The organism is Acinetobacter sp. FDAARGOS_494, assembly GCF_003812225.1.
Classification (GTDB): domain Bacteria; phylum Pseudomonadota; class Gammaproteobacteria; order Pseudomonadales; family Moraxellaceae; genus Acinetobacter; species Acinetobacter baumannii.
Map to the genome: position 1 here is coordinate 3,020,310 of NZ_CP033866.1, position 20,447 is coordinate 3,040,756.

The 20,447-nt window shown below is 39.2% G+C and carries 18 protein-coding genes, 1 tRNA gene and 1 pseudogene; 13 read left to right on the forward strand and 7 right to left on the reverse strand.

Annotated elements, in window-relative coordinates; genetic code table 11:
• Window positions 1-93: 93 nt before the first annotated feature.
• Window positions 94-687 (forward strand): DUF4142 domain-containing protein, encoded by a 594-nt coding sequence (locus tag EG365_RS14775; protein ID WP_000644342.1) that lies wholly within the window; start codon window positions 94-96, stop codon window positions 685-687.
• A 384-nt stretch (window positions 688-1,071) separates the two neighbouring features.
• Window positions 1,072-1,701 carry a hypothetical protein gene (locus EG365_RS14780; RefSeq protein WP_000248356.1) on the forward strand — a complete coding sequence of 210 codons (630 nt, stop codon included), beginning with the start codon at window positions 1,072-1,074 and terminating at the stop codon, window positions 1,699-1,701.
• A gap of 361 nt (window positions 1,702-2,062) precedes the next feature.
• Here the strand turns inward: EG365_RS14780 and EG365_RS14785 are convergent.
• A tRNA-Gly gene (locus tag EG365_RS14785) sits at window positions 2,063-2,138 on the reverse strand.
• Window positions 2,139-2,201: 63 nt separating this feature from the next.
• A complete protein-coding gene (gene cysS, locus EG365_RS14790) occupies window positions 2,202-3,623 on the reverse strand; it encodes a cysteine--tRNA ligase (RefSeq protein ID WP_001182287.1) in 1,422 nt (473 codons plus the stop codon).
• Between the two features lie 213 nt (window positions 3,624-3,836).
• On the opposite strand from cysS, the gene EG365_RS14795 reads away from it, so the two are divergent.
• The 11 genes and pseudogenes from EG365_RS14795 (at window position 3,837) to EG365_RS14850 (ending at window position 14,579) form a co-directional block, all read left to right on the forward strand.
• On the forward strand, window positions 3,837-4,814 hold the full coding sequence (locus tag EG365_RS14795; RefSeq protein WP_001133555.1) for a KpsF/GutQ family sugar-phosphate isomerase: 978 nt from the start codon (window positions 3,837-3,839) through the stop codon (window positions 4,812-4,814).
• Between the two features lie 3 nt (window positions 4,815-4,817).
• Complete coding sequence (locus EG365_RS14800; protein ID WP_000179338.1) at window positions 4,818-5,357, forward strand: KdsC family phosphatase; 540 nt, start codon at window positions 4,818-4,820, stop codon at window positions 5,355-5,357.
• A 37-nt stretch (window positions 5,358-5,394) separates the two neighbouring features.
• Window positions 5,395-5,943: an LPS export ABC transporter periplasmic protein LptC gene (lptC, locus tag EG365_RS14805; protein WP_000381220.1), complete on the forward strand. Its 549-nt coding sequence runs from the start codon at window positions 5,395-5,397 to the stop codon at window positions 5,941-5,943.
• Window positions 5,927-6,475: a lipopolysaccharide transport periplasmic protein LptA gene (gene lptA, locus EG365_RS14810; protein ID WP_000554244.1), complete on the forward strand. Its 549-nt coding sequence runs from the start codon at window positions 5,927-5,929 to the stop codon at window positions 6,473-6,475. The genes lptC and lptA overlap by 17 nt, the downstream gene beginning before the upstream one ends.
• Window positions 6,475-7,221, forward strand: coding sequence for an LPS export ABC transporter ATP-binding protein (gene lptB, locus EG365_RS14815; protein ID WP_001183458.1), 747 nt, complete (start codon window positions 6,475-6,477; stop codon window positions 7,219-7,221). The genes lptA and lptB overlap by 1 nt, the downstream gene beginning before the upstream one ends.
• 274 nt (window positions 7,222-7,495) lie before the next feature.
• Window positions 7,496-8,960 (forward strand): annotated as a pseudogene (locus tag EG365_RS19610) (TolC family protein).
• On the forward strand, window positions 8,957-11,098 hold the full coding sequence (locus EG365_RS14830; RefSeq protein ID WP_000988402.1) for a type I secretion system permease/ATPase: 2,142 nt from the start codon (window positions 8,957-8,959) through the stop codon (window positions 11,096-11,098). Before EG365_RS19610 ends, EG365_RS14830 begins: the two are co-directional and overlap by 4 nt.
• Window positions 11,095-12,285, forward strand: coding sequence for an HlyD family type I secretion periplasmic adaptor subunit (locus tag EG365_RS14835; RefSeq protein ID WP_000003555.1), 1,191 nt, complete (start codon window positions 11,095-11,097; stop codon window positions 12,283-12,285). Before EG365_RS14830 ends, EG365_RS14835 begins: the two co-directional genes overlap by 4 nt.
• 92 nt (window positions 12,286-12,377) lie before the next feature.
• Window positions 12,378-12,977, forward strand: coding sequence for an IMPACT family protein (locus EG365_RS14840; protein ID WP_000885988.1), 600 nt, complete (start codon window positions 12,378-12,380; stop codon window positions 12,975-12,977).
• On the forward strand, window positions 12,970-13,581 hold the full coding sequence (locus EG365_RS14845; RefSeq protein ID WP_000132359.1) for a chloramphenicol acetyltransferase CAT: 612 nt from the start codon (window positions 12,970-12,972) through the stop codon (window positions 13,579-13,581). The genes EG365_RS14840 and EG365_RS14845 overlap by 8 nt, the downstream gene beginning before the upstream one ends.
• A gap of 155 nt (window positions 13,582-13,736) precedes the next feature.
• The gene (locus EG365_RS14850; RefSeq protein ID WP_001082436.1) at window positions 13,737-14,579 is read left to right on the forward strand and encodes a universal stress protein; all 843 of its coding nucleotides are present in this window, start codon (window positions 13,737-13,739) and stop codon (window positions 14,577-14,579) included.
• A 116-nt stretch (window positions 14,580-14,695) separates the two neighbouring features.
• On the opposite strand, the gene EG365_RS14855 is transcribed toward EG365_RS14850, so the two are convergent.
• The 5 genes from EG365_RS14855 to mutS form a co-directional block, all read right to left on the reverse strand.
• Window positions 14,696-15,364: an O-methyltransferase gene (locus EG365_RS14855; RefSeq protein WP_001186835.1), complete on the reverse strand. Its 669-nt coding sequence runs from the start codon at window positions 15,362-15,364 to the stop codon at window positions 14,696-14,698.
• A gap of 139 nt (window positions 15,365-15,503) precedes the next feature.
• The gene (locus EG365_RS14860; protein ID WP_001986294.1) at window positions 15,504-16,226 is read right to left on the reverse strand and encodes a D-Ala-D-Ala carboxypeptidase family metallohydrolase; all 723 of its coding nucleotides are present in this window, start codon (window positions 16,224-16,226) and stop codon (window positions 15,504-15,506) included.
• 129 nt (window positions 16,227-16,355) lie between these two features.
• Complete coding sequence (gene fdxA / locus EG365_RS14865) at window positions 16,356-16,679, reverse strand: ferredoxin FdxA (RefSeq protein ID WP_000144889.1); 324 nt, start codon at window positions 16,677-16,679, stop codon at window positions 16,356-16,358.
• Window positions 16,680-17,023: 344 nt separating this feature from the next.
• Complete coding sequence (locus tag EG365_RS14870) at window positions 17,024-17,554, reverse strand: GNAT family N-acetyltransferase (RefSeq protein ID WP_049081181.1); 531 nt, start codon at window positions 17,552-17,554, stop codon at window positions 17,024-17,026.
• Window positions 17,555-17,618: 64 nt separating this feature from the next.
• Window positions 17,619-20,264: a DNA mismatch repair protein MutS gene (gene mutS, locus EG365_RS14875; protein ID WP_001083258.1), complete on the reverse strand. Its 2,646-nt coding sequence runs from the start codon at window positions 20,262-20,264 to the stop codon at window positions 17,619-17,621.
• Window positions 20,265-20,447: the final 183 nt, after the last annotated feature.

Here is a 20,447-nt window from a genome sequence, read left to right on the forward strand (position 1 = left end):
AACCTTGAATTTACAAGTAGGGATATAGATTGGAAATGTGAAAAAGCTACCCATAGGTAGAAATACTCATGAATTAAGTTAAAGGATATTGGTATGAAAGCTATTTTAACGAAGAAAATTATTAGCTGTATCGCAATTAGTGGTGTTTTAAGCTTCAGTGCATTTGAGATTATGGCAGCGAATCAACAAACTATAAATGATGGGAAGAATCACTCTAAAATATTAAATGAAAACCATGAAAATTTGACTGATAGTCAAATTTTCAAGATATTAAGTACAGCTAATAATGGTGAAATTAAGCAGGCAAAAACTGCATTGCCAAAACTAAAAATGGATGAAGCTAAGAAATATGCTGAAATGATGATTAAAGAACATTCAGCCAATGAAAAAAATGCACAAGCGTTGGCAAGTCGGTTACAGTTGATTTCACAAACCAGTAATCTTAGTAAATCATTGCAAAATGATAGTGATAAAATTGTTAGTAAGCTTAATCAAATAACATCAGATACTGATAAAAATTATATGATGAGTCAAGTTAAAGTTCACCGTAAAGTTTTAACGATAATTGATAAGCAGTTAATACCAAACACGAAAAGTTCTGAATTAAAAAATATGCTTGTACAAACACGTGATGCTGTTGCGAAACACCTAAAAGCAGCTGAAGATATATTTAAAAATATGAAATAATATATAATTATTATCTTTTAAAAATGCATTTAAAAAGCCTAGTATTAATTAACTAGGCTTTTTTAAATTGCATATACATAAAATAATAATTTCCTGCAGGGTGGTGTAAAACTAGAGTGTTGTGGGTAATGTTTAATCTAGCGAAATATAATGATTGTGTGATAAAGAATGATATAATTGTGAAGATTATTTGAATAAGAATTTTTATTGATGAGAAATAATTTCTTTAATTAATAACATCTCCTTACTTAATAGGGGTATTTATGAAACATAACTAACCTAAAGGTGAATTATAATAATAATTGTCAAGCATACTTCAAAAGTTCTTTTAATATTCTAGCTCTTTTGAAAGACACTAGATTTTAAAATATAGGGAGTAAGAAAATGGTAAATACAAAACAATCAAATTCAGTTGGTAATCATACGACTCAAAAAGAGCCATCTTCTAATGGTAATGTATCAAATAGCAAACCATTACAAGATATTTCATCCACAATTGATAATGCTCGTCCAGATTTAAACTCTCGACCGACTAATAACAATCATGTACCCGATATGAATGAAGCAGGAGAGAATTTGGTTGCTACAGGTGCAGGAACCTTGGGAGGAGCGGCGGTAGGTGCTGCATTTGGTGTTGTTGGTGGCCCTCCAGGTGCTGTTGTTGGGGGGATTATTGGTGGTGTGGTAGGGGCAATAGCAGGTAATGATATAGCTCAAACAAATAATCAAAAAGATGATAGTAATGACTGGCAAGAAGAAGATAATTATTGGCGAGAAAACTATAAAAAAATGCCATATTATACTGAAGACAAGAATCTAGAATATGATCGTGATTATCGGGCGGCTTATCGTTTAGGTTATGAAAATCGTGTAGATAATAATGCAGAAATTAATTTTTCCGAGGTTGAATCTAAATTGAAAACTAAATGGGAACAAGTTAAAGGCAGTTCACGCTTACAGTGGGAGGACGCTAAATTTGCTGTAGAAGATGGATTGAAAAAAATTCATCCTTAAGTCATTTAATACTTAGAAAGTCTCCTCAATGGGGGAGACTTTGCGATAATATACTTTTAACCTAATTTTTAATTTTAAGCCATTTTTTAATTTCAATATCAATAAAAACTTAATGATGGGTTTAATCATAAAATATTAATTATATTTTCATTATTCTTTTTTCTTTAGGCATTTAAGTATTTGAACAATTAAGCGGGCACTATTCATTTTTCTGCCTTCTTCTTGATAGTACTGTTCAAAAGGGGCACGGAAATATAAAGCATTTTTTAATGCGAATTTTGACTATTTTGAGTAGTCAAAGCTAATCAACAGCCAATAAAAAAACCACCTAATTCTTTCGAATTAAGTGGTTTTTGAATTTTGGAGCGGGAAACGAGACTCGAACTCGCGACCCCAACCTTGGCAAGGTTATGCTCTACCAACTGAGCTATTCCCGCAATGTGAGCACATTATAGAGTGTTTCATTAAAGTGTCAACACTCTTGTGATCTAATTGAACGTTTAATCAGCACGACGCCAAACTGTACCTTGGCGAGTGTCTTCAAGAACTACGCCTTGCTCAAGTAAAGACTGACGAATGCTATCTGCTTTAGCAAAGTCTTTTGCTTTTTTCGCATCAACACGTTGTTGAATGAAATCTTCAATTTCAGCATCAGACAAAGCAAGTGCATCTTGTCCAATATCTGATTTTAAGAAATCGTCTACATTGTGTTGTACCAAACCTAAAATGTTGGTGAGGTGACGTAATGTCGAATAAAGCACAGTCGCTTGGTCAGCTTGCTCTTCTTTTACAGCACGGTTTAACTCTTTGTTCAGTTCAAACAATACAGCCATTGCTTCGGCAGTATTGAAATCGTCACACATTGCATTGTTAAAGCGTTCAATAAAGCTTTGATCAAGCGCTTCAGTTGTCGTTTGACCGTACACTTGTTGATAAGCTTTAAATGAATGATAGAAACGAGTTAAAGAAGTTTTTGCCTCTTTAAGTGCTACATCAGAGAAGTTCACAGGGCTACGATAGTGTGAAGACACAATAAAGTAGCGGATCACTTCTGGGTGGAATTTCTCCATTACGTCACGAATCGTAAAGAAGTTGCCTAAAGATTTAGACATCTTTTCACCATCAACGTTAATAAAGCCAACATGCATCCAGTAGTTTACATATTGCTCACCAGTCGAAGCTTCACTTTGCGCAATTTCATTTTCATGGTGCGGGAACATTAAATCTGAACCGCCACCATGAATGTCAAAGTGATTGCCTAGGCAGCAAGTCGACATTGCAGAACATTCAATGTGCCAACCTGGACGGCCATTACCCCAAGGGGACGCCCAAGATGGTTCATTTTCTTTTGCATGTTTCCAAAGCACAAAGTCAAAAGGATGTTTCTTTTCAACTTCTACATCAACACGCTCACTTGCGCCAGCTTGCATATCCTCAAGCTTACGGCCAGAGAGGCGACCATATTTTTCAAATTTGGTGACTTCAAAATAAACATCACCGTTTGAAGCAGGGTAAGCAGCGCCTTTATTTACCAAATTGCCAATCATATTTTGCATCTGGTCAATATATTCAGTCGCTTTAGGTGCTTCATCTGGTGCTAAACAGCCTAAGTTCGCTGCATCTTCATTCATGGCATCGATGAAACGCGTGGTGAGCTGTTGGATTGTTTCACCATTCTCATTCGCACGTTTGATGATTTTGTCATCAATATCGGTAATGTTGCGAATGTAGCGGACTTTCCAGCCTTGACTACGCAAAAAACGGATAATGTAGTCAAATGCAACCATAACTCGAGCATGTCCGATATGACAGTAGTCGTAAACGGTCATACCGCAGACGTACATATCGATGTGACCTTCTTTGCGAGGTACAAATTCAACTTTTTTTCGTTGCTCAGAGTTATATAAAACAAACGGTTGCATAAGGGTTTTCAAACACTCAACAAAAATAGTGTTACATCATAACTGATGCATCATTTTTAACAAAGTTTTATGCATGAATTTTATAAGCTTGTGAAATCTTATACATTTAAAAACGTGTAACTGATTGAGTTATGCTAGAATGCCCCCAAATCTTTTGATTAAAATCACCGATCTCAACCAGAGATCAGATCAATTATTTTGAGTCAAACTCGTATGCCTAATCCTACAGATTTCCAAAGCAGTGCATTAGCGACATTGCGTATTGAGCAACAAGCCATAGATGTATTAGCAACACAAATTGATGACCGTTTTAATCGTGCTTGTGAAATATTATTACAATGCAAAGGTCGTGTTGTGATCACGGGTATGGGTAAATCTGGGCATATTGGCCGAAAAATGGCAGCGACATTTGCTTCGACAGGCACGCCGTCTTTCTTTATGCATCCTGGCGAAGCAGGGCATGGCGATTTAGGAATGCTCGTTCGTGGTGATGTACTTATTGCAATTTCCAACTCGGGAAAAAGCGATGAAATCATGATGTTAATGCCACTCATTAAGCATCTTGGTGTACCTCTTATTACGATTAGTCGTGATGATAAAGGCCCAATGCCGCAAAATGCAGATATTGCTTTAACTCTGGGTGAGTCTGACGAAGCATGCCCTTTAGGTTTAGCGCCTACTTCAAGTACGACAGCGACTTTGGTTTTAGGCGATGCTTTAGCAGTTGCTTTACTTGAAGCTCGTGGTTTTACTGCTGATGACTTTGCTCGTTCGCATCCGGCAGGTGCGTTGGGTAAGCGTTTACTGTTACATGTAAAACATTTAATGCATACAGGCGACGAGTTACCAAAAGTTTCACCTAATACTCCAATGAATCAAGTGCTTTACGAGATCTCAAATAAGCGTTTAGGTTTGACAACAATTGTTGATGAACAAGACCATCTACTCGGTATTTTTACAGATGGGGATTTACGTCGTCTCATCGATAAACAACAAGGGTTTGATGTAAATTTACCTGTGTCTGAAGTGATGACAAAGAAACCGTCAACGATCTCTCAAGAAGCCCGAGCTGTAGAAGCTTTACAACAACTTAACCAGAAAAAAATCAGTCAGTTTGTGGTAGTCGATGACCAGAACAAAGTGATTGGTGTAATTAGTATGCATGACCTTATTCAGGCAGGGGTGAATTAATCAATGGCATCGTATGCATTGTTAGAACAAGCACGTCATTTGCAGGCATTGGTTCTGGATGTTGATGGTATTTTAAGTGATGGCTTTGTGACATTAACCAACACGGGCGATGAAATTAAATCATTCGACATTCGTGATGGTTTGGGTATGAAACTTGCGCAACAAGCGGGTATGAAAGTCATCATTATTACTGGACGAAAAAGTAATATCGTTGAAAAACGCATGTCCGATTTAGGCGTCGATCTGGTTTTCCAAGGCCGTGAAGATAAAGGCTCGGCATTACGTGAAGCGTGTGCACAGTTTAATATTCTGCCTTCAGACTGCTTATATATGGGTGATGATTGGCCGGATCTCTCAGCATTTGCCATTGCCGGAATGAGTGTTACTGTTCCAAACGGACATGAGGAAGTGCGCCGTCGTGCGAATTTGGTAACACAGGCGATGGGTGGCCGTGGAGCTGTGCGTGAAGTTTGTGATATGTTGCTGATCGCAAAAGGCATTTACCAAGAACTTCTTGAAAAATATCTTGCAGTACCGCATTAATAACAAGATTACTTAAAAAGGTAGGCTATTCCTGCTCATGGATACCAGAGTTTTATATATTGTTGCTGTAGTGGTTGCTGCTGTGAGTGGTGGTTACTACTACTATAGTGGCAAGGCAAAAAAACTGGACATTGGTTCGGCGAAGAATATGACTTATTCGGCGCAGGGCGTCCATTTGACTCAAACTGATGACAAAGGCAATTTGTATATTCGTGCTGAAGTTCGTCAGCTTGAACAGGATATGCAACAAAAAACGTCAAAGTTGGATCAACTCAATGCCACTATGTATAAATTAGGTAAAGTTGATGCAACATTCTTTGCTAAACAAGCTTATGGATATGATGATAATCAAAAGGTTGTGTTATCGGGTGACGTGGTAGCCACTAAGTTGGCACCGCAAGGAACCATTGAGTTTCAAACCGATGAATTAACTGGTTATCCAAAAACTAGAGACATTGAAACTAATCATCAAGTGACAGTTCAGTCTCCACAAGGCGAGTTTGTGAGCAAAGGACTAAAAGCCAATTTGAATAATGGTCAGTACGAATTTTTTAATATTCGAGGAAAGTATGCACCAAAGTCTTAATTTAAAACGTTCTTCAGCTTTCCTAAAACAAGCTGCGGTAATTACATTCGTTGCTTTATCATCTGCTTCGACTTTTGCTTTGCCGTCTGACCGTAATCAACAAATTTCGTTAGTGGCAGACCGTGCAACTTATAATGAAAAAACCGGTTTGACGACTTATACGGGTAATGTCGTGATTGAGCAAGGCACCATGAAGCTTCAGGCCGACTCAATTGTGGCTACACTAAACTCTAAACGTGAAATTCAAACGATCACTGCTAAAGGTAGACCGTCTAAGTTTCAGCAACAAATAAGTGCTGATAAAGGTATTGCACGCGGTGAAGGACAAACGATTGTTTATAATGCAGATACAGGCATTATTACCTTGTCTGGCGGTGCATATTTATACCAAGATGGTTCAAGTATTCGCGGTAACACCCTGAAATATAGTATGAATAAGGGTGATGTTGAAGCTCAAGGTTCTTCTTCAAACCGTGTACAAATCATTATTCCACCTTCAAGTTCAAAAAGTTTCCCAGGAGCGCGTGACTAATGCAGCAAGCTCTTCAACAACCGCAAACTTTGTGTATTAAACACTTAGCAAAAAACTATAGTAAGCGTTGGGTTGTCAAAGACGTCTCTTTTAGTATGCAAAGTGGACAGATTGTTGGTTTGCTTGGTCCTAACGGCGCTGGAAAAACCACCAGTTTCTATATGGTGGTTGGACTAGTGCGCATGGATAAAGGTGAGATTCATCTTGATGACTTGGATATGTCAGACCTAGCGATGCATGAACGTGCACGTAAGGGTATTGGTTATTTACCTCAAGAAGCTTCTATCTTTAGAAAATTGACGATTGCTGAAAATATTATGTCGATCTTAGAGACGCGTAAAGATTTGAATAAACAGCAACGTCAACAGCGCCTTACTGAGTTATTAAATGACTTTAAAATTAGTCATATTAAAGATTCATTGGGAATGAGTGTATCTGGTGGTGAACGTCGTCGTGCAGAAATTGCACGTGCTTTGGCCGCAGATCCGAAATTTATGCTTTTGGATGAGCCGTTCGCTGGTGTTGACCCAATTTCAGTGGGCGATATTAAAGATATTATCCAGACCTTGAAGGATCGAGGTATTGGTGTCCTCATTACCGATCACAATGTTCGTGAAACTTTAGCAATCTGTGAACGTGCTTATATTGTAAGTGAAGGCTCGGTAATTGCCGAAGGCACACCACAAGAAATTTTAGACAATGAACAGGTACGTAAAGTCTATTTAGGTGATGATTTCACAGTTTAATTAAAGACATTAATCTGTTTGGTTAAAAAGAGGTCAAGGCCTCTTTTTTTATTTTTTAGTATTTTATAAATAAAAACAAATACATATATCAATCATTTAATGAAAAAATAATGTGTGATTTATTCCATCAATTATGCTGCTTTAGGTGAAAAACTATGTAGAATGTAGAAGCTTTTAAACGATAACAAACAAGATCAACAAGATAAGCATGATTGGATATAACCAAAGAAGAGTAAGAGGGATATGTAGAAAGCAGGCTTTCCTGAAAGGGCTTATGCTTTTAAGTACACTACATGTACCTGTCGTGATATACGCTGCTAAGCCAAGTGAGCAATACCACACCCTGAAAGAGAACTTGTCACAACTTTTTGTCCCTAAAAGTAGTGATGACTTTAAAGTTGCCAAAATGCACAAGCTTAGTAATTTTAAGCTAGACCGTTCTATTGTGCAGGAATTTCCTACTGTTCAACTTAATGATAATCGAGCTTCATCTTTTTCTAACTTGCCATCTAGAACGATGACATTGCAAGATGCGGTAAAAATTGCCATTCAGCGTAGCCCCGATATTTCACAATCTATTGCAACTTTAGCAGGTCAAAATTCAGGAGTTGACGTTGCTAAAGCCGGTTACTATCCCCAGCTTTCAGGAGGGATTACGACTGGTGATTTAAGCAGTGGAGAACGAGGTCGGCAGTTATTAACCTTAAGTGCTACTCAAATGCTTTATGACTTCGGTAAAGTCAAATCAGGTGTTGATGTTGAAGAAGCGAAAGTTCAGGTTGAACAAGCCAATGTCTTGGTTAGCGTTGATACTCTAGCTTTGGATGTTGCACAGACTTGTGAATATTCAGCGTTATCTACAGCTTAATAAAATTGCTGAGCAGCAAATTGCCGGTATTCGACGTATTCAGGAAATTGCTAACCTGCGTGCAAACGCTGGTGTCGCGAGTCAAGCAGACCCAATTCAGGCGCAATCATACTTACAGGCAGCGCAGTCTGCTTTGATTGCTCAGCAATCATTATTACGTCAATACCAACAGCATTTAAGAACCTTATTAGGTGCAGATGTTAGTCATACCGGATGGATTATTTCCGATGATCTCGTGAAGCAATCTGATCTTTATGGTGAACCTGAGTTTAATACCATTCCAAAAATGATTGCCGCGCAGGCAGGTGTTGAGGTTGCAAAAGCTCAAAAACAACAAACCCGTTTAACCCGATATCCGACCTTGGCTGTGAAAGGTTCGGTAAGTCAGGCGATTAATGGTAAAAACCCGAATAACGACAAAGATGACGGTTTATATAGTTCAGTCATGCTTGAAGCAACCAGTCAGTTTTACCAAGGTGGTGCTACAGCTTCACAAGTAAAAATGGCAAGTTATGCCGAAGAAGCTGCAAAAGCCAAAGTGAATTCGGTGTATATGGATGTTCTGGACCAAATTAGAACAAGTCGCGAACAGATTGAAAATAAACAGCGTCAAATGCAGGTTTTGGCAAGTCGCCAAGCAACAACGGTTCGTACACGTGAACTCTATCAAGAGCAATACAAGCTCGGTACGCGTTCATTGGTCGATTTATTAAATGCTGAACAAGCTATTCATAGTGCCAACTCAGAACTCGAATCAGCACGTTATGACATTTATAGCAGCATTGTTCAGTACATTGAAGCAACAGGACGTTCCCGCCAAGCCTATGGCTTAAATAATATTTCAATTCAGGGGTTCGAAGTACAACCATGATGACAAAAATAAATTACCAGCCTTGGCTACAGGCGGTCTTAACTATTGCTAAACATTATCGAATAGAGCCTTCAGAAGAAAGAATCCGTTTACAACTTGATTGGAACCAAAATCAGAATTTAGATAACGTCTTGCAGTTAATGACACGTCAAGTCGGTCTGAATCTTCGTAAGGCACCATTTTCCTTAGACTTACTCAACCCATGGCGTTTACCTGTCATGGTGGAGTTTAATGATGGTCAAGTCGGTGTAATCGATAAGGCTGATACCCAAGGAAATGTGAGTATCCAGTTCAGTGGAGATCAGGGCCTTTCACAAAGTTTATCTTTAGACGCTTTAAAAACTACACTTAAAAATGTCTATATCTTGCGTCCTGAAACGTCTATTCCAGATGCACGTATTGACGAATATATCAAACCTTATGAAGCCAACTGGTTCTGGTCAATCGTTTTAAGAGACTGGAAACGCTACGTTGATATTATGTTTGCCTCGCTGATTGCCAATGTGTTGGCACTGGCAACCATTATTTTCTCGATGCAAGTGTATGACCGCGTGGTTCCATCCCAGTCAATTCCCACTTTATGGGTTTTGGCGGGTGGTGTACTGATTGCCGCTCTTTTTGAGTTTACCTTACGTGTTTCACGAGTATATTTATCCGATATCATTGGTAAACGTGCTGATTTACGTGTGTCGGATCGTGTATTTGGCCATGCCTTAAGAATTAAAAATAAAGATCGCTCGAAATCTACAGGTAGTTTTATTTCCCAGATTCGTGAACTCGAAGGCGTTCGTGAACTGGTCACCTCAACTACAATTAGTGCGATTGCCGATTTTCCGTTCTTTTTCCTGTTCTTAGTAATTTTTGCCATTATTGGTGGAAAACTGTTCTGGGTAATGCTACTTGTTGTGCCGCTTATGATCTTGCCGGGTATTTTGGTACAGAAGAAGTTGGCTCAACTGGCACAAGAAGGCATGAGAGAATCTTCAATTCGTAACGCAATTTTGGTAGAAGCGGTACAAGGTATTGAAGACATTAAGCTCTTACGTGCTGAATCACGATTCCAAAACCAATGGAACCATATGAATGAAGTCTCAGCCGACATTGGTATGAGACAGCGTAAAATTGTGGGTACCTTAATGGCTTGGACCCAAATGGTTCAGGGTTTAACTTATGCCATTGTGGTGTTAGTGGGCTGTTTTGCGGTAATGGACGGTGAAATGACCACAGGTGCGTTAGTCGCATGTTCAATTTTATCTTCGCGTATGTTAGGGCCAATTGCCCAGATTACGGGCGTATTAGGTCGTCTACAACAGGCAAAAGTTGCTAAGCAAAGTTTAGATGAACTTATGCAACGTCCGATTGATCAGGCCGACCGTTCACATCTGGTACACAAAGCTGTTTTAAATGGCGACTATGAATTAAAAAATATCTTGTTCCAATATGGAGAAGAAGATCCGAGACCAAGTCTTGCGATCCGCCATTTAAAAATTCGCGCCGGAGAAAAAATTGCGATTTTGGGTCGTAATGGTGCTGGTAAGTCGACATTGCTTCAGCTTTTATCCGGTATGCAGGTTCCAACTCAGGGAGCTGTGCATTTAGATGGACTCGATCTTTCCTTAATTGATCCATCAGATGTGCGCCGAGATATGGGGCTACTCAACCAGAATGCACATTTATTCTACGGAACAATCCGTGAAAACCTGACTTTAGGTGCACCGCTTGCAACAGATGAAGATATTCTTCGTGCATTAGTGGTAACAGGTGCTTTATCTTTTGTTCAAGAGAAAAAAGAAGGCTTGGATTACTTGGTTTTAGAAGGAGGCGTTGGTTTCTCTGGTGGTCAGAAACAAGCGTTATTATTGGCTCGTTTATTGATTCGTCAACCGAATATTTTATTGCTTGATGAGCCGACAGCAGCCATTGATGATGTTGCAGAGAAACAATTAATTGATCATCTCAAAGGATGGTTAGCACACCGAACGTTGGTTGTGGCGACCCACCGCCGAGCTGTTCTTGAACTGGTCGATCGAATTATTGTCGTCAATGAAGGCAAAATTGTGATGGATGGACCACGAGATCAGGTACTTAATCAATCTACAGCCCAACAAAAACAAGTGAGCCAAGGGGGCAATTCATGAGCGAACAACAACAAGAACTTACCCGTTCAATGAATGTATCTTATAGTGAACCACCATTACCGCGTGCCAGTTTAGTCATCTGGATCGTGGGCATTGGTTTAGTGATTTTCTTTATCTGGGCATGGTTTTTTAAGCTTGAAGAAGTTTCAACCGGTACAGGTAAGGTTATCCCATCATCTAAAGAACAGGTCATCCAGTCTTTAGAGGGCGGTATTTTAACTAAGCTAAATGTACAAGAAGGCGATATTGTCCAAAAAGGGCAAATTCTTGCTCAGCTCGACCCAACTCGTTTTGCTTCAAATGTGGGTGAGTCGAGATCTTTATTAATTGCAGCTCAGGCCACAGCAGCACGTTTACGTGCGGAAGTGAACGGTACACCACTGGTTTTCCCTGAAATAGTTGCACAAGATCCGAAGCTTGTTCATGAAGAGACTGCTTTGTATGAATCACGCAGAGCTGATCTTGAACAAACGCTTTCAGGATTAAGACAGGCTTTACAACTGGTTCAGCAAGAATTGGCCATGACAGAGCCTTTGGTTGCCAAAGGTGCGGCAAGTGAGGTTGAGGTTTTACGCTTACGCCGTGAAGCAAATGATTTGCAAAACAAGATGAACGATGCACGTAACCAATACTACGTTAAGGCACGTGAAGAGTTATCTAAAGCAAATACTGACACGCAAACTCAACAACAAGTTGTCATGGGCCGTAATGACAGTTTACAACGTGCCGTATTTAAAGCTCCTGTGCGCGGTGTGGTAAAAGAAATTACAGTGACAACGCATGGCGGTGTGATTCCACAAAACGGTAAGTTAATGACCATCGTGCCAATTGATGAACAGTTATTAATTGAAGCCCGTATTTTGCCACGTGACATTGCGTTCATTCGTCCTGGTCAAGAAGCTTTGGTTAAGATCACGGCCTATGACTACTCAATTTATGGTGGTTTAAAAGGTAAGGTTACGGTTATTTCTCCAGATACCATTCGCGATGAAGTGAAACAGGATCAATTCTATTATCGTGTTTATATCCGAACTGACTCCGACAAGCTTTACAATAAAGAAGGTAAAGCATTCGGTATTACACCGGGTATGGTGGCAACTGTAGATATTCGTACTGGTGAGAAGACTGTACTGGATTACTTACTTAAACCATTTAATAAAGCCAAAGAAGCATTAAGAGAAAGATAAGAAAAAAAGCCCCGAAATTCGGGGCTTTTTTATAGGTTTGCTTCTATTAAATTCACGTTATAATTTGATTTTTATTATGCTTTATTTCATTTATGGCTTTTACAATTGCATCACCCGTTACTTTTGAAGAAGAAATTAAAAAAAGTAGATTTCAGGCGATTGCTGCGCCAGTAGAAAATGAACAGCAAGTGAAAGAGTTTTTAGAATTAAATAAAGATATCTCGACCACACATCAATGTTGGGCATGGAAAATTGGGCATAACGTTCGCTTTAATGATGATGGGGAACCATCTGGTACAGCGGGACGTCCAATTCTGGCAACTATTGAAGGAAATGACCTGACTAATATTATTGTCATGGTGAATCGCTGGTATGGCGGTATAAAACTGGGAACTGGTGGGCTTGTTCGGGCATATGGTGGTTGTGCCGGACAATCATTATTGTTAGCTGAACGTATTGAACTGATTGCCAAGAAAACGATTCATTTTTCTTGTCATTTTAATGAATGGGCCATCTTTCAGTATGAGCTGACACAGCAGCAAATTGAATATCAGGAAAGTTATACTGCAACAGGTGTCGATATCGAAGCGAGATTACAGGTTCACCAAATTGAACCACTCGCTCTAAAACTACGAGATGTGACTCGTGGTCGCGAAGAATTAAAAGTTGAGGAGGAATTGACTGATGACTGATTCTTTACTCAAGTACCGCGAGCAACATAAACACCGTTTAAATTATATGCCATGGCTATATTGGACATTGAAACCCAAACACCGTGTTTGGGCGGAAGAATGGCAAAAAGAATATCAGGCTTATTTAATGGATATGGAAACGGTCGAGATCGGGGAGAACTGTTTTATTTCACCGTTAGCCCATATTTTTGCCGAGCCGGGCCGGAAAATTAAGATTGGTAATAATTGTTTTATCGCGGCAGATTGTAGTTTGCATGGACCGCTTGAGATTGGTAATGAAGTTGCTATTAACCACCACTGTATTTTAGATGGCGGTCGAGCAGGCATAAAACTACATGATCAAGTTCGTATTGCTGCTTATTGTCATCTCTATGCATTTGATCATGGCATGCAACTCGACCGTCCACTTTACCAACAGCCGGTTCGCTCACAGGGTATCGAAATTGAAAAAGATGTTTGGTTAGGTGCGCATGTGGGGATTAAAGACGGGATTAAAATTGGTAAACATGCTGTAGTTGGCATGAATAGTATGGTGACAAAAGATGTGGAGCCGTACCATATTGTGGGAGGAAACCCAGCAAAATTTATCCGTTTAAGAGAATAATGCAGTCTCAAGAATGTAATAAAATGTTTGATCTTTAAACAAAAAAGTGGATTTTAATACATAAACCTTAACATACGGATTTTTATCTATGTTAAGTTAAAGCTAAGTTATAGAAAAATCTCCAAGGCAAATAGACCTGAAGAAGAGAGGCAAAAATGAACCGTGTTATTGCGTGTATTGACTCATCACCTTGTATTAATGCTATTGCAGATGCAGCGGCTTGGGTTGCGAAAGCAACTGGACGAGAGCTTGTATTATTACAAATTCTAGATTACTACCCGGCAAGTTATCACCTTGGTGAAATTAGTGGCGTAATCGGCTTTGAAAGCAATGCAATGTTGCTTAAAGAGTTAGCTGAATTAGAGCAAAAACAAAGTGAACTCGCTTTAGATTACAGCAATAATTTACTCAGACATATCTCTGACTTAATTAAAGAAAAACACGGAATTACTTGCTCAAAAATTCAGGAAAAAGGGGATTTTCTAGAGCAAAGTTTTAATCTCTTACACGAAAACGATATTGTGATTTTGGGTCGGGTGGGTGAAAGAGCCGCCGAAAAACATAAACCGATTGGCAGCAATGTTGAAAACTTTATCCGCGGTGCAAATTGTACGGTTTTGACCATTGGTGAAAACTTCAAAGTACCGACACGTTTTATTTTCGCTTATGAATACTCTCCGACATGTCAAAAAATGATGCGCCGTATTGCACAAAGTGACCTATTACGGACTTTACAGTGCCATTTAGTTTATGTCGGTGACCATCCTGAAATATTGAATGAACCAGAGCATTACTTGAAACAAGCGGGGCTAGATGTAGTGACCGTTTATAGATACGGTGATGTGGCGCAAAATATTCTAGAGTACCAACAAGAACATGGTATTCAAATTATTGTGCTCGGCGCATTTAGCCATAGCAAAATACATCAGTTCTTCTTGGGAAGTATTGCAACCACGATTTTCCGTAACGCGACTGTACCATTACTTGTGGCTAAATGATGAGATTTGCATATAGTTATCCGCAAATCTTGTGGATAACTATATGGAAAAGCAGGGGTAATAAAAGTAATTTATTGATTATAAATAATAAAATGAAAAAGATGATTTTTTAACCATTATTTCACAATTGCAATTGCAAAACCATCATGACCTTTTGAGCCAACCGTTTGTAAAGCTGTGCAAGACAAAATTTGCGGATGATTTTCTAGGGCTTTAAAGGTTTCACGAATGCCTTCAATACTTGGTTTTTTGTTTTCAGGATTCAAAATATCTCCAGCACGGATGACATTATCTAGCACAATAATAGTGCCCGATTTAGAAAATTTGAGACTGAGTTCTAAATATTCCGGATAGCCCTGTTTATCGGCATCGATAAAGATAAAATCAAAAGGCTCAATCGACTGAGGATCAATTGCAGAAAGTACATCGGCAGCACGGCCTAATTTAAGGTCAACTTTTACAGGCAGGTTGGCATGATCGATATTCTTTTGAGCCATTTCTGCATGAGTATCACGACCTTCAATGGTAAGCAAATAGCCATCTTCAGGCAGTGCACGTCCTAACCAGATTGTACTGTAGGCAGCAAAGGTCCCAATTTCTAAAACACGCTTGCATTTATTCATCTGAATGAGCATTTGCAAGAACATTCCTTGATTTGGAGCAACTGCAAGATGATTTGAAAAGCCGTGTTCGTCGGTATTTTTTAATGCAAAGTCGAGTCGAGGATCTTCGGGAATTAAATGTGAATCGATATATTCGTCAATGTCTGTCCACATCTGCTGCATAGTCAAATTTACCTGTATGTTGATAGGCGTATTTTAAACGTTTATGACTAGAGTGCAAAAATCTTCGATTCAAGAAATTTTGGTTGATTATAGAATGAGCAAATCCCCTTAAACTGAAGCGCATAAGGGGATTTATATTTTAGAAATTACACATTGATGTATTGCGGGTTAAGTCAGGTCCCCAAGTACGATAGCCTTGAGTATCAATATGGATTTGTCCTGAACTATATAATCCAATACCTAAATTTAAACTTTGGCCGTGCTGAGCCCAGAACTGACACAATTTAAACTTCGTATTTTCAATAAACGCATAGTCTTGTGGCTGTGGAACTTCTGGCCCAATACGGAAATCGATGGCAGAGTTAAATAAATGCTTAGAAGAACTTGCGCCGCCTGCACATTCATTTAAAGGTAAGTCTCGGTAAACTGAAGTTACCTCAAAGTCGGTTAAAACTTTTGCGGCAATAAGATATTTAAAGACACGTAAGGTCGATAAAGAATTATTCCAAAGTTCACGGTTAGGTACCGCATATTCTGAACGGCCACACTTCTGCCAATCACGAGCGGATCTTAATAATTCAAAACTTGGTACGATACCTGCCACATCATGACGCGCCAGGAATTTTTCATATTCGCGTACACGTTCATAATGATCGCCTGTATTTAACCAAGCGCGATAGGAAGCAGGTTCAACTTTAGGTGGAATAGGACGTTCGATAATAACGCGCTCTTGAGGAATAAAGATGCGCTTACCGCTTGGAGAGGTTTTGCCTGTTGTTGTGTGTTGAGGAGAGCTGGCGCAACCCACCATAATCGCAGGGATTATGCATAGGGGCAGCATGCTCTGCAAAAACTTCCGCATAAGAAAAATCAAAAGCTTATAAATATTGCGCCTATTTTAATGCAAAACAGTGCACAAATTACGAGGAATTTGCAATGAAATGTTTGAATAGGGTATAAAAAAGATCAGCGGTTGCTGATCTTTTTGAAATTATTTTTCTAGATACTGTAACTTATCTGGTTTGCCGTTCCATTCTTCGCGGTCAGCAGGCTGTTCACCAATTTGGGTAATGTTAGGCCACTTTTGAGAAAGTTCAGCATTTAATTCAATAAATACTTCTTGACCTTCTGGTAGCTCATCTTCAGAGAAAATTGCATTTGCAGGGCATTCTGGTTCACACAATGCACAGTCAATACATTCATCCGGATTAATCACTAGGAAATTCGGACCTTCGTAAAAACAGTCTACAGGACAAACTTCTACGCAATCTTGGTATTTACATTTAATACAATTTTCAGTGACAACAAAGGTCATGGCGACAGCTACCTAAAAAATATGGTTTCATTTCGAATAGCTTATTTTAGGCAAAAAAGGGGTAAACAAACAATTGCTTTTATTGATATTGTTTATTTATACATATGAAGATAAGTTAATACATTGATATTCAAAAGAATGTTTCAGCTTAAATAAGAGCTAAATTATAAAATCAGGATAATAATAAGTTTTATAAAACAATAGTTTAAATAATTTTTTTGTCATGAGTTTTAATGTCATTTGGGTCAAGGTATCTGTTTAAGCAGACACCTCAACTACAACATTTACTTTTAAATTTTGCCTCTATGTTGAATCGATAGACAAAAAATCTTTAAGTAATGAGCTTAAAGTGTACAAAGTAAATGGATGTCTTCTGGTTCAAGTTCCCATAATTGACGATCTGGGTGCTTTAATACGACCGCGCCATGCTTTATATAGAAATCTACTGTACGCTTACTTGGAGTGGCTGAAATATAAAGTTGATGGGCTTCCAATTGCTTGGCCGATTCTTTTGCCGCTTGCATCAGCTTTGCACCAATACCTTTACCTTGTTGATCGGCATCGACGTAAAAATATTGCAGTAATTTTGCATCGGGATAATCAGTAATAGTCTGATTCGAGACTACACTAATGCCAGCCAACTGTTCAGACGCATCAAAAGCACCGATAAATAAAGCCCCTTGTTCATAGAGTTCTTTTAATTTGGGCGGATCATTTTCTAAATGATAAGCATCCCAATGTTTAACATCATAAAAACAATCTGTTAATTCTAAGTGTTCTTGCTTTTGTAAGTAGAGTTGGGTAATCAGTTCACGACGATTAATCTGTTGCCAAATTAAATCGATTTCTGTGTATTGTAGTGGCCTTAAGAAAATAGAAATTTTATTCTCCTTAAAGTAAGAGCAAACATGCCTATACACATGTTTGCTCAATGAGTGATTATGAATTAAGCGCTGCTTTTAGCTCATAAAGCTGTTCAAGTGCCTGACGAGGAGTCAGGTTGTCTACTTCGATTTGCTTAAGTAAATCGAGGGCAGGTGAAGAGACTTCAACTTCTATCACTTTCTCTATGACTTGAGTGCTTGGGGTAACTTCTGAATCTAAAGTTGCAAACAAATCACTTTGAACACTAGTTTGTAAATGCTGCTGTTGTTGCTTCTCTAAAATACGTAAACGCTTCTGAGCTTCTTTAATCACATTAGCTGGAATACCGGCTAATTTTGCAACTTGTAAACCATGACTTTGGCTCGCTGGTCCTTGTTGGACTTTATGCAATAAAATGAGATTACCGTTTAACTCTTGAGCAGTGACATGGTAGTTATCAATACCAGGTTCGCTACCCAACTCTGTTAATTCAAAATAGTGAGTCGCGAACAAGCAAAGACATTTAACGCGTTTGGTTAAATCAACCACACAAGCCCACGCTAAAGAAAGACCATCGTAGGTACTGGTTCCGCGACCAACTTCATCCATTAACACGAGCGATTGATTCGTTGCATGGTGCAAGATTTGTGAAGTTTCAGTCATCTCAACCATAAAGGTGGATTTGCCTGTTGATAAGTCATCGGCTGAACCAATACGGGTAAAAATACGGTCGATGGGGCCAAGTTTGGCAGCTCGTGCCGGAACGTAACTACCGCAGTAAGCAAGCAAACTAATTAATGCTGTTTGGCGCATAAAGGTAGACTTACCGCCCATGTTTGGACCGGTAATAATTGCCATGCGGTGCTGCACATCAAGGAAAGTATCATTTGGTGTAAATGGCGCTTTACTTAACGCTTCAACTACAGGATGACGGCCACCTTGAATCTTAATACCGGTTTCTGGTGTAAATTCAGGGCGTGCCCAGTTGTTTAAACGCGCTTGATGAGCAAAGTTTGCAATTACATCAATTTGCGCGATTGCTGAACTCATCATTTGTAGGTGAGCAATATTTTCACGAAGGTTTTCAAGTAAAGCTTCGAATAATGCTTTTTCACGAGCTAATGCACGCGACTCACTTGATAAAACTTTATCTTCAAAACTTTTTAGTTCAGGCGTAATGTAGCGCTCGGCATTCTTTAATGTTTGACGGCGGATATAGTCGGCAGGAGCTTGCTCGGCTTGAGCGCGAGTCAGCTCAATGTAGTAACCACTCACACGGTTATAACCGATTTTTAAAGTGCTAATACCAGTACGTTCACGCTCTTTTATTTCTAAATCAATGAGGAATTGACCTGCATGATCACGAATTTGGCGTAATTCATCAAGTTCAGCATCATAACCTTCTGCAATTACATTGCCATCACGAAGTAATACAGGCGGATTTTCAACAATTGCAGCCATTAAATGTTGATGAAGCGATTTAAAGTCACCCAATTCCTGATCGAGCTGTCCTAATAACTTAGATTTCTTTGCTTGTACAACAGGTGCTAAAGCATTTCGTAAAAATGGAATTTGCGCGCAAGCATGACGAAGTTGAACTAAATCACGTGGTCGCGCACTACCCAGCGCCACACGACTAAGAACACGTTCAATATCACCAATTTCTTTAAGTACCAGACGAACAGGGCTTTCATGGTAGCCTTGAATCAATTGCTCAATCGCATCTAAACGTGCGTCAAGTAATGCTGTATCACGAACAGGTTGCATGAGTGTTCGGCTAAGTAAACGTCCACCCATTGCGGTTTGGCAATCGTTCACAAGCTGAAATAAAGAAGTTCCATGCTCAAACAAAGGTTCAATAATTTCTAAGTTACGGCGCGTGATTGGGTCGAGCGCAATAAAGTCAGAACTTTGTTCTAAAAGAATTGAACGGATATGAGGTAACGCCGTTTTTTGAGTTTCTTTGGCATAGTGAATAAGTGCTGCCGCGGCGGCCTTAGCCAAAGGTAACGGGTCTAGTCCGAAACCAGAGAGTGTTGATACAGAGAACTGGTCACATAAGGTTTTTTGCGCATTGTTTAAATTAAAATCGACATTTGGGCGCTTGGTTACAGGGCAATCTAAATGTTTTTTAATTTGTTCGATAATATTCGGGTCAACCAGGTCTTCATCAATCAAAATTTCACTTGGCATGAGGCGAGCCAGTTCAATTGGAAGTTGTTCCGGTTTGTAGTCTTGTTGTTGAACTTTAAAAATACCCGCACTTAAGTCGAGTAAAGCAAAACCGATCTGGTTTTGATGGATACATAGCGCAACAAGGTTAGAGGACTGATAACTTGTAAGTAGTGCGTCGTCGGTTAAAGTACCCGGTGTAAGAATACGAACAACTTTGCGTTCAACCGGGCCTTTGCCAGTAACTTCACCGACTTGCTCACAAATAGCTACAGTTCGGCCGGCTTTTACTAAACGCGCCAAATAACCTTCGGCTGAATGGTAGGGAACACCTGCCATTGGAATCGGGTTGCCGTTTGCTTTACCCCGATGGGTTAAGGTAATACCTAAAAGTTTGGCTGCTAAATGCGCGTCTTCAAAGAACAGTTCATAAAAGTCGCCCATACGATAAAACAGCAACGCATGTTGATAGTCTTTTTTGACTTTGAGATATTGCTGCATCATTGGAGTGTGGTTGGAGAGATCAGCCATGATTTCAGCGCTATTCATGCGTAATAAACCCTTAAAAAAACGAAAAATCTACTTTTGGTTTATTAACCAATTTCAAGTCTTTAAAAATGAATGTAATTCAAGAAAAGTACAACAACTGGATGAACTTTAGAATCAGCATCCCTAGTATAAAGTGACTTCAGACCATTCCAGTGGTGCAATGGTAACAAATTTGAGTTAACG

Coding starts and splice junctions, on each gene's coding strand:
- fdxA (WP_000144889.1), bottom strand. CDS start 16,679: ATGACCTTTGTTGTCACTGAAAATTGTATTAAATGTAAATACCAAGAT.
- EG365_RS14775 (WP_000644342.1), top strand. CDS start 94: ATGAAAGCTATTTTAACGAAGAAAATTATTAGCTGTATCGCAATTAGT.
- EG365_RS14795 (WP_001133555.1), top strand. CDS start 3,837: ATGCCTAATCCTACAGATTTCCAAAGCAGTGCATTAGCGACATTGCGT.
- lptC (WP_000381220.1), top strand. CDS start 5,395: ATGGATACCAGAGTTTTATATATTGTTGCTGTAGTGGTTGCTGCTGTG.
- lptA (WP_000554244.1), top strand. CDS start 5,927: ATGCACCAAAGTCTTAATTTAAAACGTTCTTCAGCTTTCCTAAAACAA.
- EG365_RS14780 (WP_000248356.1), top strand. CDS start 1,072: ATGGTAAATACAAAACAATCAAATTCAGTTGGTAATCATACGACTCAA.
- EG365_RS14830 (WP_000988402.1), top strand. CDS start 8,957: ATGATGACAAAAATAAATTACCAGCCTTGGCTACAGGCGGTCTTAACT.
- lptB (WP_001183458.1), top strand. CDS start 6,475: ATGCAGCAAGCTCTTCAACAACCGCAAACTTTGTGTATTAAACACTTA.
- EG365_RS14860 (WP_001986294.1), bottom strand. CDS start 16,226: ATGCGGAAGTTTTTGCAGAGCATGCTGCCCCTATGCATAATCCCTGCG.
- EG365_RS14855 (WP_001186835.1), bottom strand. CDS start 15,364: ATGCAGCAGATGTGGACAGACATTGACGAATATATCGATTCACATTTA.
- EG365_RS14840 (WP_000885988.1), top strand. CDS start 12,378: ATGGCTTTTACAATTGCATCACCCGTTACTTTTGAAGAAGAAATTAAA.
- EG365_RS14835 (WP_000003555.1), top strand. CDS start 11,095: ATGAGCGAACAACAACAAGAACTTACCCGTTCAATGAATGTATCTTAT.
- cysS (WP_001182287.1), bottom strand. CDS start 3,623: ATGCAACCGTTTGTTTTATATAACTCTGAGCAACGAAAAAAAGTTGAA.
- mutS (WP_001083258.1), bottom strand. CDS start 20,264: ATGAATAGCGCTGAAATCATGGCTGATCTCTCCAACCACACTCCAATG.
- EG365_RS14845 (WP_000132359.1), top strand. CDS start 12,970: ATGACTGATTCTTTACTCAAGTACCGCGAGCAACATAAACACCGTTTA.
- EG365_RS14850 (WP_001082436.1), top strand. CDS start 13,737: ATGAACCGTGTTATTGCGTGTATTGACTCATCACCTTGTATTAATGCT.
- EG365_RS14800 (WP_000179338.1), top strand. CDS start 4,818: ATGGCATCGTATGCATTGTTAGAACAAGCACGTCATTTGCAGGCATTG.